The organism is Mariniphaga sediminis, assembly GCF_003573545.1.
GTDB classification, from domain to species: domain Bacteria; phylum Bacteroidota; class Bacteroidia; order Bacteroidales; family Prolixibacteraceae; genus Mariniphaga; species Mariniphaga sediminis.
The window spans coordinates 255,394-276,325 of the sequence record NZ_QWET01000001.1 but is presented as its reverse complement, the minus strand read 5'-3'; the positions used below and the strand labels follow the sequence as shown (position 1 = coordinate 276,325).

The following is a 20,932-nucleotide window of genomic DNA, read 5'->3' as shown; positions in this document are numbered from 1 at the left end:
CCAGTACCAAAGTTATTAAAATTGTAAATTGTATAATTATGACAACAATAATTTAACCCAGGAAGTTGAGTCGGTTATTGTTTCATACCACGATGTTTTGTTACTTTTACATGCCAAAATGAGCATTACTTTAAATATGATGGCCCGGTTTCATCGCTGGCGAAAGAGAAACATGAGCGAGCGCGCTTTTCTCGCAGTGATGAGCATCCTTGCTGGACTGTTTTCGGGGATGGCTGCGGTGGTGTTGAAAAATACAGTCAACATCACTTACCGGCTGGTCGATTCTCTGGTCTCACAAGAGGTGCATAACTATATCTACTTCGCCCTTCCGATTATTGGTGTCACATTGACGGTCCTCATCATAAAATATGTTATCCGCCGGAATGTAACCCATGGAATTCCGACAGTACTTCACGGAATCTCCAAAAAGAAAGGACGAATTAGCTCCCATAACCTCATTTCATCGGTCGTTACCAGCTCGCTCACTGTAGGTTTTGGCGGTTCGGTAGGACTGGAAGGCCCCACTGTTGCCACCGGTACAGCCTGGGGATCCTGGCTGGCCAAAACCTTTAGGCTGAATTACAAAAATACCATCCTCATTCTGGCTTGTGCCTGCGCAGGGGCAATGGCTGCTATTTTTAAAGCCCCCATTGCCGCCATTGTTTTTGCAGTGGAGGTAATCATGATTGACCTCACCGTTTTTTCACTGGTTCCGTTGCTCCTTTCATCTGCCACAGCGGTAGTTGTCTCTTACCTCTTTCTGGGGAAAGATGTACTCTATCCGTTTCAGGTAACGCAAACTTTTGAATTGCATGATCTTCCCTTTTATATTCTGCTGGGAATTGTTGCTGGTTTTGTCTCCGTATATTTCACCAAGGTTTATATGTTTTTCAGTGATTTTTTTGACCGGTTAAAAAGTCCGTTTACCCGCTTACTAATTGGCGGTGTAGGCCTGGGAGGGATCATTTTCCTGTTCCCAGCCTTGTACGGAGAAGGATACGAATCTATTAATTCCGGTCTGGCAGGAAACCTGGAATACCTGTTCAACAACAGTCTGTTCTACGATCTCAGGGAAGAATTTTGGGCCATCCTCGTTTTACTCGGACTGATAATTCTTTTTAAAGTAGTGGCCACCTCTCTCACATTTGGCGCCGGGGGAATTGGGGGAATTTTTGCTCCCACTCTTTTTATCGGAGTAAATACAGGTATGTTGTTTGCCCAAATAGTCAACCTTTTCAGCAATCAAAAAATCAATGCCAACAATTTTGCCCTGATTGGAATGGCCGGGTTGATTGCCGGGGTTCTCCATGCACCGCTCACAGGTATTTTTCTAATTGCTGACATCTCAGGAGGCTACAAACTGTTTGTCCCGCTGATGATAACAGCCACTTTTGCCTATATCGTTGTTCGTACGTTTACGCCCAACTCTGTGTATCACTTTCAGCTGGCACGCCGGAAAGAACTGCTTACCCACGACAAAGACGCCAATGTACTGCAGATGATGGAAGTACGTGAGCTCATCGAAAAAGATTTTGGGAAACTCTCACCCGACGCAACTTTACGCGATTTAACCGTGGCCATTTCGACCAACCACCGTGACCTGTTCCCGGTAGTGGATAAAAATGGTAAAATGCTGGGAATGGTAAAAATGGACGATGTGCGTGAACTCATCTTCAAACAGGAACTGTATGACAAGGTAACTATCAAAGAGTTAATGTATATGCCCGAGTATTTTATTAATCCTGATGACAGCATGGAGGTGGTTGCCAACAAGTTTGAATCTTCGGGACGATATAACCTTGCCGTAATTGACAAGGAGGGAAGGTATGAAGGTTTTATTTCACGGGCACGGGTTTTTACCCGCTACCGAAAACAAATTATCGATGTTTCGCACGTTTAAAATACTTTGGAGAAAAAATTCAAAGCAGTGGATAAACTGGCTGGTGGCCTGGCGTATTGCCAATTTTTCTGAACGGCAGTTTCTTTATCTTTTGAGTTTCGTAGTGGGAATTGTAAGCGGACTTGCAGCGCTTATCCTGAAAAATCTTATCCATTTTGTAGATGAAAGACTAACACAATGGATTGCTGTGGACTCTATCAGTTACCTTTTTCTGATTTATCCGTTCTTAGGCATTGTTCTTACTGTGTTTTTTGTACGTTTTTTTATCAAGGATGACATTGGACACGGTGTCTCAAAAATTCTGTATGCTATTTCACGGCAAAGCAGCAGGATAAAGCCACACAATACCTGGTCGTCGATGGTAGCCAGTTCGCTTACCATTGGATTGGGAGGTTCGGTTGGAGCCGAAGCCCCCATTGTACTTACAGGCGCTTCCATTGGCTCTAACCTGGCACGTTTATTCCGGTTAAACTACAAATACATTACACTCATGGTTGGCTGTGGAGCTGCCGGGGCCATTGCCGGAATTTTTAATGCGCCCATTGCCGGAATCGTCTTTACACTCGAGGTACTGATGCTCGACTTAACCATGGCCTTTCTTATACCACTCCTTATTTCTTCCGTCACAGCCGCCGTAATTTCCTATCTATTCATGGGAGAAGAAGTGCTATTGCGTTTTATGCAAATACATCCTTTTTCAGTTGATACAGTATGGTTCTATATTTTTCTCGGATTGTTTACCGGTATGGTAGGGCTCTATTTTACACGAATGACCATGTACCTGGAAAAGAAATTTAAAACCATCCATTCCTGGGCAGTGCGGTTACTGATTGGCGGCCTTTTAATGGGCGTGCTGGTATTCATTTTTCCACCGCTTTGGGGTGAAGGTTACCGCGAGATTGCATTGATTTTTAATGAAAAAGGATTCAACCTGCTAAACAACTCATTGTTCTTCTCCTGGAAAGACAGTGAATACCTGATTTTAATCTTTCTGGCCGGAATCCTGATTTTTAAAGTGGTTGCCATGGTAGCCACCACCGGTTCGGGAGGGATTGGAGGAATCTTTGCGCCGACCTTATTTATGGGCGCCATTGCCGGTTATTTCTTTGCGCTGCTCTTTAATATCTCCGGAAAGTTTGATCTGCCGGGAAATAATTTTGCTTTAGCCGGGATGGCCGGAATGATGGCGGCCGTAATGCATGCCCCGCTCACTGCCATATTTTTAACGGCTGAAATGACGGGTGGATACGATCTTTTTATTCCACTTATCATTACTTCCACCGTGGCTTACGTTACCATCATGCGCTTCGAACCTCATTCCGTTTACACCAAACGGCTGGCGCAAACCGGTGACCTCCTAACCCACCATAAAGACAAAACGGTACTGCGCATGATGAATGTCCGCAACCTCATTGAAACCGATTTTGAGGTGCTGCCGCCCAATGCAACACTCGGCGATCTGGTGAAAGCCATTTCCCGTTCACACCGGAACCTTTACCCGGTGGTAGATGAAAACGGAATACTCAAGGGGATGGTCAAACTTTCAGATGTAAAAAACCTGATTTTTGAGCACGAATTGTACGGCAAAGTGAAGGTGAAAGATTTAATGTATATGCCTGAATTTTTTATTTCGCCCCACGACAGCATGGAGATTGTGGCCGAAAAGTTTGAGACCTGCGGAAGATACAATCTTGCCGTGATTGAAGAGGGTAAGTATCTCGGTTTCATCTCGCGGGCAGTAGCCTTTTCAAAATACCGCAAAACAGTACAGGATTTTTCGCATGAGTAATCTAATAAGATTGTATTTTTGAGCAAAATTAAAATCTGCGAAATGAGTGACGACAAGAAGATAATTTTCTCGATGTACAAGGTGAGTAAGACTTACCCGCAAAGTAATAAAACCATTATCAAAGATATTTCCCTTTCCTTTTTCCTGGGCGCCAAAATAGGAATCATCGGCTTAAACGGATCCGGGAAATCAACGCTTTTACGAATTATTGCAGGAGCCGATAAAAACTTCAACGGCGAACTTGTTTTTGCTCCTGGCTATACGGTGGGATTGCTGGAGCAGGAGCCTCAACTGGATGAGAGTAAAACCGTGATTGAAGTGGTAAAAGAAGGGGTACAGGAAGTGGTGGATGTCCTGAACACATACGAGGAAATCAACCAAAAATTCGGACTGCCGGAAGTGTATGAAAATCCGGATGAAATGGAGAGGCTGATGACGGAGCAGGCAAAGCTTCAGGAAAAAATTGACCAGTTGGATGCCTGGAACATTGACAGCCGCCTGGAACGCGCCATGGATGCATTACAATGCCCGCCCGACGATCAGCCGGTGAGCGAACTCTCCGGAGGCGAACGCCGCCGGGTAGCCTTGTGCCGCCTGCTGCTTCAGGAGCCCGATGTACTGCTGCTCGACGAACCCACCAACCACCTCGATGCCGAAAGCATTCTCTGGCTCGAAATGCACCTGAAACAGTACAAAGGAACGGTGATTTGTATTACCCACGACCGCTATTTCCTGGACAATGCGGCCGGCTGGATACTGGAACTCGACCGAGGCCAGGGAATTCCGTGGAAAGGAAATTACAGCTCATGGCTGGAACAAAAAGCCAAACGACTGGAGCAGGAAGAAAAAGGCAGTCAGAAACGGCGAAAAACGCTCGAACGCGAACTGGAATGGGTACGAATGGCGCCAAAAGCAAGGCATGCCAAATCAAAAGCCCGTTTGAATGCTTACGATAAAATGCTGAACGAAGACGCAAAGCAGAAAGAAGAAAAACTTGAGATATTTATTCCCAACGGACCAAGACTGGGCGACAAAGTAATTGACATGGAGGGCGTTTCAAAACGGTTTGGCGACCGCCTGCTTTTTGAAAACCTGAGTTTCAGCCTTCCGCGTTCCGGCATCATTGGCGTTATAGGCCCCAATGGCGCAGGAAAGACCACATTGTTCAAACTGATTATGAATCAGCTGAAAACAGATTCAGGTAAAATTGAAATTGGCGACTCGGTAAAAATCAGTTATGTGGACCAAACCCACCAGGCCATCAATCCTGAAAAAACAGTATTTCAGGTTATTTCCGGGGGAACGGAAACCATTATGCTGGGAAACCGGCAGGTGAATGCCCGCGCTTATGTGGCACGCTTCAACTTCACAGGCGCTGACCAGGAAAAAAAATGCGGCGTACTCTCCGGTGGTGAACGCAACCGGCTGCACCTTGCCCTGGCGCTCAAATCAGAAGGCAATGTGCTGCTGCTGGACGAACCCACCAACGACATTGATGTAAATACCCTGCGCGCCCTGGAGGAAGGGCTGGATAGTTTCGCCGGCTGTGCCGTGGTTATTTCCCATGACCGCTGGTTCCTCGACCGCATCGCTACACACATTCTGGCTTTTGAAGGAGATGCCCAGGCTTATTTCTTCGAAGGTTCATTTACCGAATACGAAGAAAACAGGAAGAAACGGTTGGGCGATGCCGCTCCCAAAAGGGTGAAATACAAAAAACTTCAGTAAAAATTTATCTTAAATACCACAAAAAAGGCTGTCCGAAAAACGGACAGCCTTTTTAATAATAACGAATTGATATAGAGATTATCTCTATTAACTTTCAAGAGTAAGATCATCGGCTCTTTTCGTCACTTTGCTGCCGATAGTACCATAGAAGAACAGGTAGCCCAAACCAGCAACAATCAACCAGTAACTTATCTGATAGTTTGCAACATCGGCAATCCATCCCTGAATGGCAGGAAGAATCCCCCCACCGGCTACCAGTACCATAAAAATACCGGATGCTGCGGCCAGGTATTTACCTAATCCTTCAACGGCCAGGTTGAAAATACTTCCCCACATAATGGAGGTACACAATCCAACCAGCGCAATGAAGAAAAATTTGATAGGAACAGGAACTAATCCAAACTTAATCTCTCCTCCTATCACATTAAAAGTGGGCATGGAAAATAAGGTTTTTTCCGGCCAGAAAATGGATAAAAGAATAAGAACCAACCCAACAAATGAAGCCGTACTTAACATTTTACTACTGGCAATCCTGTCACCGAAAGATGCACCAAACAGACGGCCGGCGAGCATAAGCAGCCAGTACATACCAACTACTCCACCTGCAATTCCGGCACCAATACCCAATCCCGGGGTATCCCTGCCATCCACAATCTTTTGTGCACTTTCAAATGAGATTTCGCTAATTACCTGTGTTTTATATCCTTCTTTATCTTTATTTTGATTATCCAGAGAGGTAATTTCCTGAAGGTATGCCGCATCCGACTGTTGTTTATTGTATTTATCAATAATTTCCTGTGCCTGACCCTCTGTAGGGGTAGTCATATATAAGTTTGCCATTCCGGGTGTTCCGACTTCAACCCCCACATAAACAAATATGGCAACGGCACCCAATACAAAATGGCGAAATTTCAATGCACCGGACATAAGGCTACCCAGCGGTTCTTTAGGCTGGTCTGCATGTGGTTCAGGAATCGAAGCAATCAACAAAATGAAAAATATTAAAGCGAAAACTCCCATGGCAATATACATGATGGGAAAAACATCGTTTATTCTGGCTTTTGTTGCCTCTCCAATCAGGATACCAACAAAAACCGGAGTAAAAGTGGCCATTACTGAATTAAACGAACCTCCAACCTGAATAAGCTGGTTTCCTTTGTTGCCGCCTCCGCCAAGTGTATTCAGCATTGGGTTTACAACAATGTTCAACAAACACATAGAGAAACCTGCAATGAATGCACCTAACAGATAAATTCCAAAACTTTCGGCATGGCCTGAAAGATATTGAATTCCTACTCCGACAAACCCGACGGCTACCGCAATCAAAGCAGTCTTTTTATACCCGACCTTCTGAAGCAGGATTCCTCCGGGAATACCGATAACGGCATAAGCAATAAAGTTTGCCAGGTTACCCAACATTCCCAATGAGTTGGAAACATTAAACTGATTTTTTAATACAATACCCATTGGCGCTGCCAGGTTCGTAACAAATGAGATCATCCCAAAAAGAAGGATCATCATAATAATTGGCACGACATAACTTTTGTTCTTATTCATTATTTATAGATTTAAATTGATTCACTTCATCTTTATAATACTGTCGGTTTTACCGCTATAAATACTTCTGAAAAGTTTAATTTGCCGTAAAAATATTAAATTATTGTTTCCAAAAATATTTAAGACCGAAACTTATTAAAATTCCAGTTTTACCGACCCCATATTTCTGATAAACAATTTGTGGCAAGTACCTTCTCCGTAAACATGTTCCAGCGTTTTTACATATTCATCCAATTTATTCTGCGGAACAAATGCCTGAATGGTGCCGCCAAACCCTCCTCCATGAACACGCCAGGCGCCGCTACCTTTCAAAACCATTTCGCTCAGGGCCAAAGCCAGGGAAACTACCTGCTCGTGTTTATGAACAACATCAAAAATATTCTGATTATACATGTAGGAACTGTAGCCGGACTCCACAACCATTTTGAGGAATGCCTGGAAATCGTTGTTTTCAAGGGCAGCGACCTGATCTGCAACCCGTTTGTTGTCGCCCTGAAAATGGATAGCGCGCAGAAGAGCCCTATCCCCTGTTTTTTTACGGATCTCAGGCATTTTCGCCACAATTTGTTCCAGCGTGACTTCTCTCAACACACTTGCCCCCAACTCGGCTGCTACCGACTTCATTTCGGTTGGTAACGAAGCATACTCTGCCTGGGAAGCAGCATCGTCATGTCCGCCACCCACATCGGTAATTACCAGGGAGAAACCGGTAGAAACAAAATCAAAATCCACCTCTTTTACAACCGGGTTGGCAGGATCTTTAAAATCGATGGTAATTAAACCTCCCACTGAGCAGGCTGTCTGATCCATTAAACCACAAGGTTTTCCAAAATAATTGTTCTCGGCCCACTGTCCGACGATGGCATTTTCCACTGCCGGCATTTTCCCGTCGTTAAACAGTTCGTTTACAATAGTACCCACCAGCACTTCAAACGATGCCGAAGAACTGAGCCCCGAACCTTTGGGTACACGGCCTTCAATACATGCATTAAATCCACCGGTTTGATATCCGTTTTCTTTCATTCGCGCACAAATACCTTTTACCAGCGAACCTGAAGTATAGAAATTCGACTCATCTATTTCCAAATCTGAAAGATCCACCTGAAATTCCGGGTAACCTGCCGATTTAATCCGGATGACGTTACTTCCGTTGGAAGCCGCAACCGCAATGTTATCGAGGTTTACAGCTCCTGCCAAAACACGTCCGTGGTTATGATCGGTATGATTTCCGCCAATCTCCGTCCTTCCGGGTGAACTAAAAAGCTGAACATCATCTGTACCGAAGGTTGTTTGGAAGTCATTCATTAAACCGGCATACCTGTCGGCCTGTTCTTTCAGAACCTTTGCATCAGTCCCGTACAACTCGTGAAACAACGGATTATTCCCCCCGTTGATCTTTTCAATTAAGTTGCTAATTTTTGTCATAATTATTTCATTGATTAATATTTACATTCTATTTCGACTGGTAGGTACTAGTAGGTATAAGCACAAATATATATTTTAAAAACTGAAAAACGAACCTTTGAAAAAAATGTTTTACAACACTCCGCTGCTAAAGACTCTTTCTGACAATCAGCTTCGAAGGATTCCGCACTTGTCCGCTTTTATGATTGAGCAACATCGTACCCAACGTTTTTCCCATTTCAGTAAAGTCGGTTGAGATGGTGGTAATTCCTCCGGCCACTACTTCTTTCAGCATGGTATCGTTAAACGAAACAATCCCAAATTTCCGCCCTAACTTCAACTTATAATTTTTGGCAATTTTTACCAGTTGCACTAAATCGCGATCCGAAATAAGGAACCATGCTTCATAAAGCCCCGGACGGATATCACTGAGCGATTTAATGATCTCATATTTGAATTTTTTCTCGAGACAAAACCGTTCAAAACCTTTTACCCGTTCATCGGGTTCCTTTCCTCCCGGGTGGACAAAGACCAGTTTTCTATACTTTCTCAGAAGAGGCGCTCCTTCATTCAATGATTCATAAAAATCCAATTCAAAATCCTGGTAAACAACCGGATAATCTTTCAAATCGGCTTTCATCCGGTCCAGAATAAATACCCGTTCCAGCGGAAGTTTGGCAAGCAGGGTACTGGTATTATCAAATGTGGCAGGCATAATAATATAAGAAGTGTAGTGCCCGACGCTCTCCTGAATAAGATTCTTAAAAACCTTATAATTGAAATGATGAAAATACACTTCTACACTGGCTTTCCCTTTCATGGTATTCACCAACGAGTTGTACAAGTCTTCCTTAAACGCATTCAGTTCGTCGAACAACACAAAAACCCGTTCGTCGCGACGGATTTCGGTGGTAGCAATGTAGTAGCCCTTTCCCGGCTGGCTCATCAGAACACCTTTGGATTTTAACTCTCCAAAGGCCAACATTACTGTATCGCGGCTAAGTCCGAACGCATCACAAACCTGGTTGATGGAAGGAACTTTGTCTCCCTTTTTCAGCGCCCCGTTTTCAATGGAATTATAAATTGAATCAATAATCTGCCGGTATTTCGGCTTTGGTGATTTTGCATTGATTTTTATAACTCTCTTCAAGGTATTTGTCATTGGTTCGGGCAAATATAGCAGAAACCACATAAACGAAACATGTTCTACAACACTACCAGTACCTACCAGTTTGCTGAATCAAAATATGCATTTTTGCAAATAAGAATAAAGTATCAGGTTTAACTCTGGCCTGAGCCAGGATACCAGAACATAAAAATAAGCATGATGAACGCACGTACAACAGTTTTCGGAAAGCTTCCCAACGGAAAAGAAACTCAACTTTTTACGCTGACAAACGACAAAGGATTGACGGTAAAAATCACCAACTACGGATGTACTATTACAAGTATTGAACAGCCTGGCAAAAATGGAGAGTCAGATAATTTGGTTTGTGGTTTTGATAAACTGGAAGACTATCTCAGCGATGAATATCTTGGCAGTTATCCGTATTTTGGCACCATCATCGGGCGGTTTGGAAACCGTATTGCCAACGGGCATCTTGAAGTAGAAGGCAAAACATACCAGATGGCTGTCAACAACGGCCCCAATCATCTGCATGGAGGGATAACCGGGTTTGACAAACGTTTATGGGAAGCTCAAACATTTCAGACAGACGATGCTGTTGGAGTTGAACTCTCCTATCTGAGTCCTCATCTGGAAGAAAACTATCCCGGGAACCTAAAGGTGATGTGCATCTATTCACTTAACAATAAAAATGAACTGGGAATAGAATATATTGCTGAAACCGACCAGGCAACTGTTGTGAACCTTACGAACCATACCTACTTTAACCTCACAGGCGGGAAAGAGAATATCCTTAACCACGAACTCAAACTTGCCGCTAAGAAAATAACCGAATTTGTGGAACAGATTCCTACGGGTAAAATATTACCGGTGGAAGGAACTCCATTCGATTTCAGCGAATTCAAAACGTTTGCCCGTGATTTGAATCAATTACCAACCGGGTATGACGATAACTTTGTTTTGGACAATGAAGCAGGCGAGCTGAAATTTACCGGTACCCTACGCGAAAAGAGCAGTGCCCGACAGGTAGATGTATTCACGACCCAACCGGGGATGCAACTTTATACCGGATACTGGATCCCGGAACTGACTATAGGCGGGAAGAAAAAATTCGGCAGTTATGCTGGTGTGGCGTTGGAAACCCAGCACTACCCCGACTCGGTGCATCATCCGCACTTCCCCACCACCCTGCTCAAACCCGGGGAAACTTACAATGAAAAAACAGTGTATCGGTTTTCTTCAGAGTAAAAACGGATAACTAATGCAAGGGTTGAACCCTCTTCGGGGTTCTTCTCGTATCCACTTCATTACCGCGGGAAAACCCCGTGGCTATTATCGTTTAATCCCTTTCGGGATAAAGAAATGTCCAAAGGACATAAATAAAAATAGCTCCGCGTGAAGCCCGGGGAAAACAATGCGGGGTAAAAACGCAAAATTATTCCCGCGTTCAATCCTTGCTTTATCTCTTTTGAACTTTCGCTCTGGAAGACAGTGTCTGTTTTTCAGTAGCTGAAGGGAAAAATTTAACGACAAATGTTTGATACCATGAAGGAGCACAGATTAAACAGTTCAACTTCTGTGTGGTGTCACGAGTGGTACCAGAATCATTTGTCCCTTTTTTCACCGGGCTAAAGTTCCGTCGTACAACACCCACCATTTTTCCGGTTAAACCCGGTATTCACCTCCGAAGCAGTTTATTGCCTTTTTTTTTTACTTTTGGGAATCAAAAACGAAAAAAATTCAACCCGTTTGAGAATGAAAACGATAATCGAACTTTTTGAAACAGCAGTCGCTAACTACCCTGACAATATTTATCTTTGGGAAAAAAAAGACGGTAAATTCCAAGGTACCTCTTACCAGGAAACAAGGGCCCAGGTGCTGAACCTCACAGCCGGGCTGGTTTCTATTGGCATGAAAAAGGGAGACCGCTCAGGGCTGATATCCGATGGCCGAAACGATTGGATCATCAGCGAACTGGGAATGCTTTACGCAGGCGGTGTGAATGTTCCTCTTTCCATCCGGTTACACGAAAGTGAATTGACGTTCAGGTTAAAACACAGTGGAAGTAAATTTATTTTTGTTTCCGGGGCGCATGCCGCCAAGGTGGAAGCCATCCGCGACAATCTGCCTGACCTCGAAAAAGTGATCTATCTTGACGGGAAAGAAAATCCAGGCAAAAACGATGTCGATTACCGGGAATTAATAAAACAAGGGGAAGAATACCTGAAAACACATGAAATAGAGTTGGAGGCCACCTGGAAAAATATAAAACCCAACGACCTGGCCAATATCAGTTACACATCAGGGACCACAGCCGATCCTAAAGGGATCATGCTATCGCACCTGAATTACGCCGCCAACGTGGTACAATCGAACACGCTCATGGAGCTCCATTCCGATTGGAGAACACTGGCTATCCTTCCCTGGGACCACGCCTTTGCCCACACCTGCTGCCTCTATGCATTTATGTATAAAGGGGCCAGCATTGCTTCGGTGGAAGTGGGAAAAACACCGCTTGAAACGCTAAAAAATATACCTCAGAATATTAAAGAAATTCAGCCTACCCTGTTAATGAGTGTTCCGGCGTTTTCCAAAAAATTCAGACAAAATATTGAAGGTCAAATCCGGAAAAAGGGGGAAACTCTCTTTAAAGTTTTTCAGTTTGCCTTGAAGGTGGGTTATACATACAACGGCGTGGGCTACAACAAAGGCAAAGGCTGGAAGTTTATCCTGAAGCCATTGTTGTGGGTATTTGATAAAATCCTTTTCCAAAAAATACGGGAAGGATTTGGTGGGAAGCTACAGTTCTTTATCGGAGGCGGTGCATTGCTCGACACGGAATTACAACGCTTCTTCTACACCATTGGCATCCCCGTTTGCCAGGGGTACGGGCTTACCGAAGCCTCGCCGGTTATCTCCTCCAATGCCCTGCACGCCATCAAGTTTGGTTCTTCAGGCCGCCTCGTAAAACACCTTGATCTAAAAATTCTGGATGAAGACGGCAACGAACTGCCCCAGGGGCAAAAAGGTGAAATTGTAGTCAAAGGCGACAATGTGATGCTGGGATACTGGAACAATCCGGCAGCCACTGCCGAAACCATTAAAAACAACTGGCTGCACACCGGCGACATGGGGTACATGGATAAAGACGGCTTCCTTTATGTGCTGGGCCGGTTTAAAAGCCTGTTGATTGGAAATGACGGCGAAAAATACAGCCCGGAAGGAATTGAAGAGGCCATTGTGGAACAGTCTCCCTACATTCAGCAAATGATGCTGTACAATAACCAAAGCCCTTTTACTTCGGCTATGATTGTACCCGACATCAGTGCCATCAACCTGGAATTGAAGAAACGAGGTATTGAGCCCGGCAGCGAGGAAGGGAACAGGGAATCAGTGCAGATTCTGAATGCAGAAATAAATGCCTACAAAAAAGGCGGGGAGTACGGGGAAATGTTTCCGGAACGCTGGTTACCGGCAACTTTTGTGGTGCTGCCTGAAACATTTAACCAGGAAAACGGGTTAATAAATACGACCATGAAAACAGTGCGTGGCAAAATTTGCGAATACTTCAGTAAGGAACTTGAGTTTTTATATTTGCCGCAGGCACGGAACATTGAAAATGAAATGAACCTGGAAGCCATAAAAAAATGGAACACATAAAAAAAGAGACCCCGGATTATGATAATTGAAACGTTTAGTTACCCCCGGGCAGCGGTTATCGGGAACCCGTCGGATGGTTATTTTGGGAAAACAATTGCTTTTCTTTTCTCCAACTTTCAGGCGAAAGTGCAATTGTACCAAACACCGGAACTTGACATTCAACCACAGAGGCTTGATAATACCCGTTTTCACAGTATCAGGGAGTTGGTTGAAAACGTAAATCTTTCAGGCTACTACGGAGGCATCCGGCTTTTAAAGGCCACCATCAAGGTGTTCTATGACTACTGCCGGGAATGCAACATCCAACTCGACAATCGAAATTTCACCATTCGATATGATTCGAATATCCCTCTGCGCCTGGGATTGGCAGGAAGCAGTGCCATTATCACCGCCTGCATGAAAGCATTGATTTCATTCTACGGCGTGGCCATTCCCAAACCCATTTTAGCCAACCTGGTACTGAGCGTGGAAGATAAAGAACTCGGTATTGCAGCCGGGCTGCAGGACAGAGTGGCACAAGCATATAGCGAACCGGTTTACATGGACTTCAACAAAAAAACAATGGAAAAACAGGGCTTCGGAAATTATGAAGTGCTGGATGCCTCTTTGTTTCCCAATATGTATATCGCCTTTCGCAAAAACCTTTCGGAAGGGACCGAAGTGTTACACAATAACCTGCGGGCACGTTTCAACATTGGAGAAGAAAAAGTTCTTGAAGCAATGAAAACATGGGCTGGTTACACAGAAGATTTCAGGGAAGCGCTGAAATCGCACGACTACAAAACCATGCACGAACTGATAAACGCTAATTTCGATCTGCGACGCAACCTAATTGCCATTACCCCAGGGAACATTGAGATGGTGGAAGCAGCCCGCTCAGTGGGTGCATCTGCCAAGTTTACCGGTTCAGGAGGCGCTATTATTGGCACATACGAAAACGAAGAAATGTATCAGAAGTTGATAAAAGCGCTGGCTAAAAAAAATATTGACGTAATAAAACCCAACATAGTAAACTGATTTCAAAATGATAAAAAAAGCTGTCATCCCCGCCGCCGGTTGGGGAACCCGATTTTTACCCATCACCAAATCACAGCCCAAAGAGATGATCCCTATTGTGGACACGCCTGTCATTCAGTATGTGGTAGAAGAAGCTGTGGCAAGTGGCATTACTGACATCCTGATGATTATCGGGAAAGGGAAACGGGCCATTGAGGAGCATTTTGACCGGAGTCCGCAACTGGAAGAGTCACTGGTGAAGAAAAAACAGTTTGATTTACTGGAACAGATCAAAAAAATATCGAACCTGGCCAACATTCACTTTGTGTGGCAAAAGGAGATGAACGGATTGGGAGATGCCATCCGTTATGCCCGGGATCATGTCGGTAACGAGCCGTTTGCCGTATTATTGGGCGATACACTCATCAGCGGGAAAGGAGATCCCATCACCAAACAGCTTATTGATGTGTATGAACGGTACAAAAGTTCGGTTGTGGCACTGGAAGAAGTACCCATGGATAATGTGCACCGCTACGGTGTGATTAAAGGGAAAAAGCTGGAAAAGAATGTGCTGATTGCGGAAGATTTTATTGAAAAACCGGCACCGGAAGAGGCGCCGTCGAACCTGGCCATTGCCAGCCGATATATTTTTACACCCGAGATTTTTAATTACCTCGACAAAACCCAACCGGGCAAAAACAATGAAATTCAACTGACTGATGCCATGCGCGATATGGTGAAAAAATATGCCATGTACGGCCTGCAATTCAAAGGTACACGTTACGATATTGGCAATAAACTCGATTTTTTAAAAACCAATGTCATTTATGGTTTGAAACACGAAGAGATTGCCGTTCCGCTAAGAAAGTGGCTAAAGGAGTTTGCAAAAGAACTCTGAAAAACTGAGGGATTACAATACGGCTAAATCTCCAAATCCCAGATGCCAACAGCATCACATGCTTATAGAAACGTTACCGGGTGCTGAAATCCGACTCCGGCCGGAGTCGAACCGTATTACACTGCTCTATTGTCTATAAGCATTCAAACCCTCCGGGTAAAAAGACAGAAAAGAGCCCCCGATTTAAATTTTTAAAACTGGAAACGAAAAGGGAGGAAGGAATAAAAAATATTTCTTTGAAAGGAAATAATAAAAATTCTACCTTTGGCTGGTTGACATATAAACTAATTGTAAGCTGATTGAACCCTGGAGAGAATGAAATATTACTGCTAAAAGCCTTAAAAAAAGGAGATGCCAAAGCTTTTGATGAGCTGTTCTCCCAATATGGGATCCGCATTTACCATTTTACTTACGGGTATCTGAAGTCCAAAGAAGATGCAGAAGAGGTTGTCCAGGAAGTTTTTCTTCGTATTTGGCGAAACCGGAAAAGCATAAAACCGGAGCTGTCGTTCAAAGCTTACCTGTTTAAAATTGCCTGGCATTTTATCCTGGAGTATTTCGAACGTGCGTCCCGGCAACAGGTATATAAAGATCAGCTGATAGAAGAATCCATACAATTCACCTCCGGAAATGAAGACAGGCTGAATTATCAACTTCTGCTTGAAAAGGTAGATCAGCTCATTGAACAACTCCCCTCACGTCAGAAAGAAATCCTTATTAAACGCCGGAAAGAAGATATTCCGGTAAAGGAAATTGCAGAACAACTGGGAATAGCCCCCAAAACAGTTGAAAACCACCTTACTGAAGCGTTAAAAACTATCCGGAAAAAATTGGGAGAGGACAACATTTCGGCCATGCTGTTTTTTGCCCTTTTTGTAAAACCTTGATTTGAAATATTTTTGAGTGTCATATCAAACATAAATTGTCTCGTGCAGTCATTTCGAATCTGAGGCACGAAGATGAGAAATCTCAATACTCCAACAGATTTCTCCCTGGGGGTCGAAATGACATTTTGAAGTTGACATGACATTAGTGTGGTTTTGATATATATTAGAAAGATAGGAAGGGAAATCATTTTGAAAGTTAAACAGGATGAACCGGTATTTCCAAAAATCTTCCGTTAATCCATCCAATATAAAAGTTAAGGCATGGATGGGTCACTTGAAATTTCAAAGATTTTTAAATGAAATACGATTTTTCTCCTGTACTATGACTGAAAAAACGAATCTCGTAAAAACCTCAACATGAGATCATTCATTAATAATAATATTTTTTTTCATTTTTTACTGGGGGATTTTTCATTTCCGTCCCTATATATTTATATAAAAATGAAAGTCAATAAAACGTGATAGATGGATTTTGATCCGAAAATAGTAGACCGCTTTTTCAAAGGAACTTACTCCCGCAAAGATTACCTGAATATAAAATCTGTTTTCAGCGACCTGGAGACAAGGTCAAAACTGAAACAATACGTAGAGAGCCACTGGAATGATTTCTCCAGGGAAGAAATGCCTCCGGAAACAGTGGAACACCTATTGGACAAAATTCATCATAAAATAAGTCTTGAAAAAGGCACTTCACACAGGATTAGCTTCCTTACAGTTTTCCAAAGAGTGGCGGCCATACTTATTATCCCGCTGCTGCTCTCTTTTTTGGCCGTTTTTTATTTTCAATCCGGGAAAGAAAGCCCGCCGAAACCCATTGTTGAAAACACGGCTTATGCCGAGATTCAGTGTCCACTAGGAGTACGTACAAGGTTTCAGCTTCCCGACGGGACCACCGGATTTCTGAACAGTGGCTCCACACTGAAATACCCGGTTCGTTTTTCGGGAGAACGTAACGTAACGGTTTCCGGGGAGGCCTATTTTGACGTTACACATGACCCATCAAATCCATTTGTGGTGCATACTTCCCATTTAAATGTAAAAGTCCTGGGCACTCAATTCAATGTTATTGCTTATGAGGATGATAAAAACGAGGAAGTTATTCTTAACAACGGGAAAGTAGAAATTGCCACAAAAAACGGAGCAAAACTCGACATACTTCAGCCGAATCAAAAACTGGTATTGGATACCGAAAAAAGAATCTATAAAACGACCCGTGTTGAAGCATCCCAGTACATTGGCTGGATTGAAGGAAAACTAATTTTCCGGAATGAGAATATGCAGCAGGTAGCCGAACGTTTGGGCAGGTGGTACAATGCAGAGATAAGAATAGAAGATGAAGAGCTGCTGGAGCATTCGTTTCATGCCACCTTTATTGATGAACCCCTGGAGGAAGTACTAAAATTTATGGCCCTCACCACTCCCTATACCTATAAAATTTTACCCCGCGCTACAGGCGATGATAATATATACCAAAAACGAATAGTCTTAGTTAAATTAGACCAAAAAAGGCTTAAAGCCTTTAACTGAAAACAGGAGGGTGTTTGCGGCACCCTCCTGTAAATCAAGCAGTGTAATTCTTTTATGTAATTGTTAAACTACTTAATGTGTCAAAAGTATGAAAAAAAAGTGGATTCGTGATGCATTGCTATTTTGCATCGAACCTAAAATGTGGAAAATTATGCGATTAAGTGCTTTTTTTCTGTTCGTGTGTTTGTCACACGCCTGGGCTCTATCCGGATATTCCCAGGAAACCAAACTAACTATCAAAATGAATGATTCAAGAATCATTGACGTATTGGATGAAATTGAAAACCAGAGTGACTTTTATTTTCTTTTCAACCAAAAATTAGTAGATATTGAAAGGAAAGTAGATATTGACGTGGAACAAAAAACCATTGACAATATTCTGCAAACACTTTTTTCCGGCACCAATGTCAACTACCTTGTTTACGATCGTCAAATTGTTCTAACCACCTTCAATGAAAAATTGCTACCGGATCAGGCCAAAACAGTTTCCGGTAAAGTAACCGATTCCGATGGTCAACCTTTACCAGGTGTAACGGTTGTGGTTAAAGGGACTACACAAGGTACAGTTACCGATGCAAATGGAAGTTACTCAATAGTAAATATTCCATTAGATGCCAGATTACTATTTTCTTTCGTGGGAATGAAAGCTCAGGAAATTGCAGTGGGCAGCCAAACGAGTATTTATGTAGTCATGGAAGAAGAGGCAATTGGGCTAAAAGAAGTAGTTGCAATTGGCTATGGAACACAGAAAAAAGTAAATTTAACTGGTTCTGTAAGTTCAGTAAGTAGTGAGCAACTTAGCAAAAGAGCAGCATCACAAGCCTCACAGCTGTTACAAGGTGTAATGAGTGGTATAACAGCCACCCAAACCTCAGGGGAACCTGGCTCGGACGCAGCTTCATTAAGAATTCGAGGTCTCGGAACTTTTAGTAGAGCAGGAACAGGCCCTTTAGTTTTAGTAGATGGTGTTCCAAGCTCCATAAATTCTGTAAACCCTAATAACGTCGAAAGCATATCTGTACTCAAGGATGCTGCATCTGCTGCTATATACGGTTCAAGGGCAGCAAATGGTGTAATTATAGTTCAAACAAAAAGAGGAAAAGAAGGTATGTTACAAGTACATTATGAATCCTATGTTGGGAAACAACAGGCAACTGAATTACCGCAATATGTAGATTCTTGGACTTATGCTGAAATGAAAAATGAAGCACGGATTAATATGGGACAAAATCCTGAATTTACACAAGAAGAAATTGAAAAATTTAGATCCGGTGTTGATCCTGATAATTATCCCAACAAACACCATCTTAAAGATTTATTTAATTCAGGCGATGGCCTTCAAATGAAACACAATATAACTTTTAATGGAGGCACAGAAGGGGCACAATATCTGTTTTCAACTGGATATCTTAAACAAAATGGTCTTATCGAACAAAATGAGTACGATCGTTACGACATGCTTTTAAATGTTAACAGTAAATTGAATAATAATTTGACCTTAAATGTAAAATTTAACGGAAGTCAATCAATTAGGAATCGACCTGCAGGGATTACTGACGATGGTGCACGCACTAGTGATTTAGTCGGTGTAATAACTGCTGCAAATGCATATAACGCAACTGTTCCTGGGGAAAAATCGGATGGCACATACGGGACTTTTATGGGGCATCCTGTTGCTGAAGGCCATTTGGCTAGTGGCTCCTTTAGTGAAACAAAAGGTACAAGTTTTAGCTCTAATATTTCATTGGAGTGGAAAATAGTAGAATCTTTAAAAATAGCTGGGAGATTTAGTTATCGATATGGCCATTCAAAATATAGATTATTTGGTGCAAAATTTACGGCAGATCCAAATTGGTCTTTTGGCCCGAACCAAGCATACGTTAATTCATCTCTAAGCAGAGAACTTTTAAATGATATAATACTAAACTATGACAAATCATTCGGGAATCATAGTTTACAAATACTTGCTGGATTTTCAAATGAATCCTATGATGGAGAAACGTTAACCGGTTATAGAGATAATTTCCCCAGCAATAATCTTCATTTTCTAGATGCTGCATCGCCATCAAATGACGAAAATTCTGAATATGGCAATACTTGGAAGTTAATATCGTACTTTGGAAGATTAAACTATTCACTCCTTGGAAGATATCTATTAGAAGGAAATATTCGTTATGATGGGTCATCACGCTTTTCGACAAGAGAAAGATTTGGATTATTCCCCTCCTTCTCTGCAGCATGGATTATTTCTGAAGAAAAATTCTTTCAAGTCCCCTGGGTTGAGAATTTAAAAATACGTGGTTCTCATGGTATCTTAGGGAATCAGCAGATTGGAGATTACCCATATCAAAAGGTGCTTAATTTAAGCTCGAAATATGCTACTGGAGAAGAAGAAACCATACTGCCAGGAATACAATTAACTAATTTACCCTTTTCAGGTATTACATGGGAAGAGACTAAAATAACAAATGGGGGAGTTGATTTGGGTTTATTTGGTGGAAAATTAATTATAGTTGGAGACTACTACTATAAGAAAACTGAAAATATTCTTTATAATATTTCTGTTTCTCAGGTTTTAGGTATGTCAGTGGGTGAGCAAAATGCAGGAGCAGTAGAAAATAAAGGTTTTGAATTTGAAATAAATCATAAAAATAGGATAAAAGATTTTTCCTATAGCATTTTTTCAAATTTTTCAGTTAACCATAATAAAGTTCTTGATCTAGCTGAAGTGGAGCAAGATATTGGGAAAGGGTTATTTATTGGACATCCATTAAACTCTATTTATGGATATCAAACTGAAGGCCTTTTTATTGATGAAACTGATATAGCCAACTACGCTACCCAAAATTATACTGCTAAACCTGGATTCCCCCGTTTTAAAGATATAAGTGGACCTGACGGAGTTCCTGATGGAATAATTACTTCAGCACATGACAGAACAATAATTGGAAATTTATTTCCTAAATATCTTTTTGGAATGGGGATAACAGCTGACTTTAAGGGCTTTGATTTCTATCTCCAACTTCAAGGACAGGCTGGATTAGAAAAACTGATTCAAGGAAAAGAATTAGCATTTGTCAATAATGGTAATATTCAACAATGGCATATAGATAACCGGTGGACAGAAAAAAATCCAGATCGGCATGCAAAATATCCTAGATTGGAAATGGCCTTACATGAATATCCTTGGGAGGTAAATTTAGATTACTGGACGCGAGATGCTAGTTTTCTAAGGGTAAAAACTATCCAACTCGGATATAATATCACATCAAAACTATTACAAAGAACTTTTATCGACCAATTCCGAGTATATGTAAATGGTGAAAATATTAAGTCTTTTGATCATTATTATCCTGGATGGGATCCTGAGATGACAACTACAGGCGGACAAAATCCGAGCTATTATCCCATTACTGGCTTATGGAGTGTAGGAATTAGTGTTCAATTTTAACAACTATAG

Annotated in this window: 13 protein-coding genes; 10 read left to right on the top strand and 3 right to left on the bottom strand. The window is 42.3% G+C overall.

The window, feature by feature from the left end; genetic code table 11:
* Nucleotides 1-28 precede the first annotated feature (28 nt).
* The 3 genes from D1164_RS00935 to ettA are packed head-to-tail and all read left to right on the top strand — an operon-like array spanning nt 29 to nt 5,417.
* Complete coding sequence (locus D1164_RS00935) at nt 29-1,900, top strand: chloride channel protein (protein ID WP_241558237.1); 1,872 nt, start codon at nt 29-31, stop codon at nt 1,898-1,900.
* The gene (locus tag D1164_RS00930) at nt 1,827-3,689 is read left to right on the top strand and encodes a chloride channel protein (RefSeq protein WP_241558236.1); all 1,863 of its coding nucleotides are present in this window, start codon (nt 1,827-1,829) and stop codon (nt 3,687-3,689) included. Before D1164_RS00935 ends, D1164_RS00930 begins: the two co-directional genes overlap by 74 nt.
* Before the next feature lie 42 nt (nt 3,690-3,731).
* Entirely contained in the window at nt 3,732-5,417 is a 1,686-nt protein-coding gene (gene ettA / locus D1164_RS00925; RefSeq protein ID WP_119348054.1) for an energy-dependent translational throttle protein EttA, read from the top strand.
* Nucleotides 5,418-5,504: 87 nt separating this feature from the next.
* On the opposite strand, the gene D1164_RS00920 is transcribed toward ettA, so the two are convergent.
* The 3 genes from D1164_RS00920 to D1164_RS00910 form a co-directional block, all read right to left on the bottom strand.
* The gene (locus D1164_RS00920) at nt 5,505-6,974 is read right to left on the bottom strand and encodes an MFS transporter (protein ID WP_119348053.1); all 1,470 of its coding nucleotides are present in this window, start codon (nt 6,972-6,974) and stop codon (nt 5,505-5,507) included.
* A gap of 135 nt (nt 6,975-7,109) precedes the next feature.
* Complete coding sequence (locus D1164_RS00915) at nt 7,110-8,399, bottom strand: galactokinase (RefSeq protein ID WP_119348052.1); 1,290 nt, start codon at nt 8,397-8,399, stop codon at nt 7,110-7,112.
* A gap of 127 nt (nt 8,400-8,526) precedes the next feature.
* The gene (locus D1164_RS00910) at nt 8,527-9,540 is read right to left on the bottom strand and encodes a GntR family transcriptional regulator (protein WP_119348051.1); all 1,014 of its coding nucleotides are present in this window, start codon (nt 9,538-9,540) and stop codon (nt 8,527-8,529) included.
* A 165-nt stretch (nt 9,541-9,705) separates the two neighbouring features.
* Here D1164_RS00910 and D1164_RS00905 point away from each other — a divergent pair, with 165 nt between their 5' ends.
* The 7 genes from D1164_RS00905 to D1164_RS00870 all read left to right on the top strand — a co-directional run bounded on the left by D1164_RS00905 (nt 9,706) and on the right by D1164_RS00870 (nt 20,923).
* Nucleotides 9,706-10,752, top strand: coding sequence for an aldose epimerase family protein (locus D1164_RS00905; protein ID WP_172594284.1), 1,047 nt, complete (start codon nt 9,706-9,708; stop codon nt 10,750-10,752).
* A gap of 507 nt (nt 10,753-11,259) precedes the next feature.
* Nucleotides 11,260-13,164 (top strand): AMP-dependent synthetase/ligase, encoded by a 1,905-nt coding sequence (locus D1164_RS00900; protein ID WP_119348321.1) that lies wholly within the window; start codon nt 11,260-11,262, stop codon nt 13,162-13,164.
* 18 nt (nt 13,165-13,182) lie between these two features.
* Nucleotides 13,183-14,181, top strand: coding sequence for a mevalonate kinase family protein (locus D1164_RS00895; RefSeq protein ID WP_119348049.1), 999 nt, complete (start codon nt 13,183-13,185; stop codon nt 14,179-14,181).
* A 7-nt stretch (nt 14,182-14,188) separates the two neighbouring features.
* Complete coding sequence (gene galU / locus D1164_RS00890; RefSeq protein ID WP_119348048.1) at nt 14,189-15,058, top strand: UTP--glucose-1-phosphate uridylyltransferase GalU; 870 nt, start codon at nt 14,189-14,191, stop codon at nt 15,056-15,058.
* Nucleotides 15,059-15,357: 299 nt separating this feature from the next.
* The gene (locus D1164_RS00880; RefSeq protein WP_119348046.1) at nt 15,358-15,945 is read left to right on the top strand and encodes an RNA polymerase sigma factor; all 588 of its coding nucleotides are present in this window, start codon (nt 15,358-15,360) and stop codon (nt 15,943-15,945) included.
* 465 nt (nt 15,946-16,410) lie between these two features.
* A complete protein-coding gene (locus D1164_RS00875) occupies nt 16,411-17,472 on the top strand; it encodes a FecR family protein (RefSeq protein WP_119348045.1) in 1,062 nt (353 codons plus the stop codon).
* 88 nt (nt 17,473-17,560) lie between these two features.
* Nucleotides 17,561-20,923 carry a TonB-dependent receptor gene (locus tag D1164_RS00870; protein WP_119348044.1) on the top strand — a complete coding sequence of 1,121 codons (3,363 nt, stop codon included), beginning with the start codon at nt 17,561-17,563 and terminating at the stop codon, nt 20,921-20,923.
* Nucleotides 20,924-20,932: the final 9 nt, after the last annotated feature.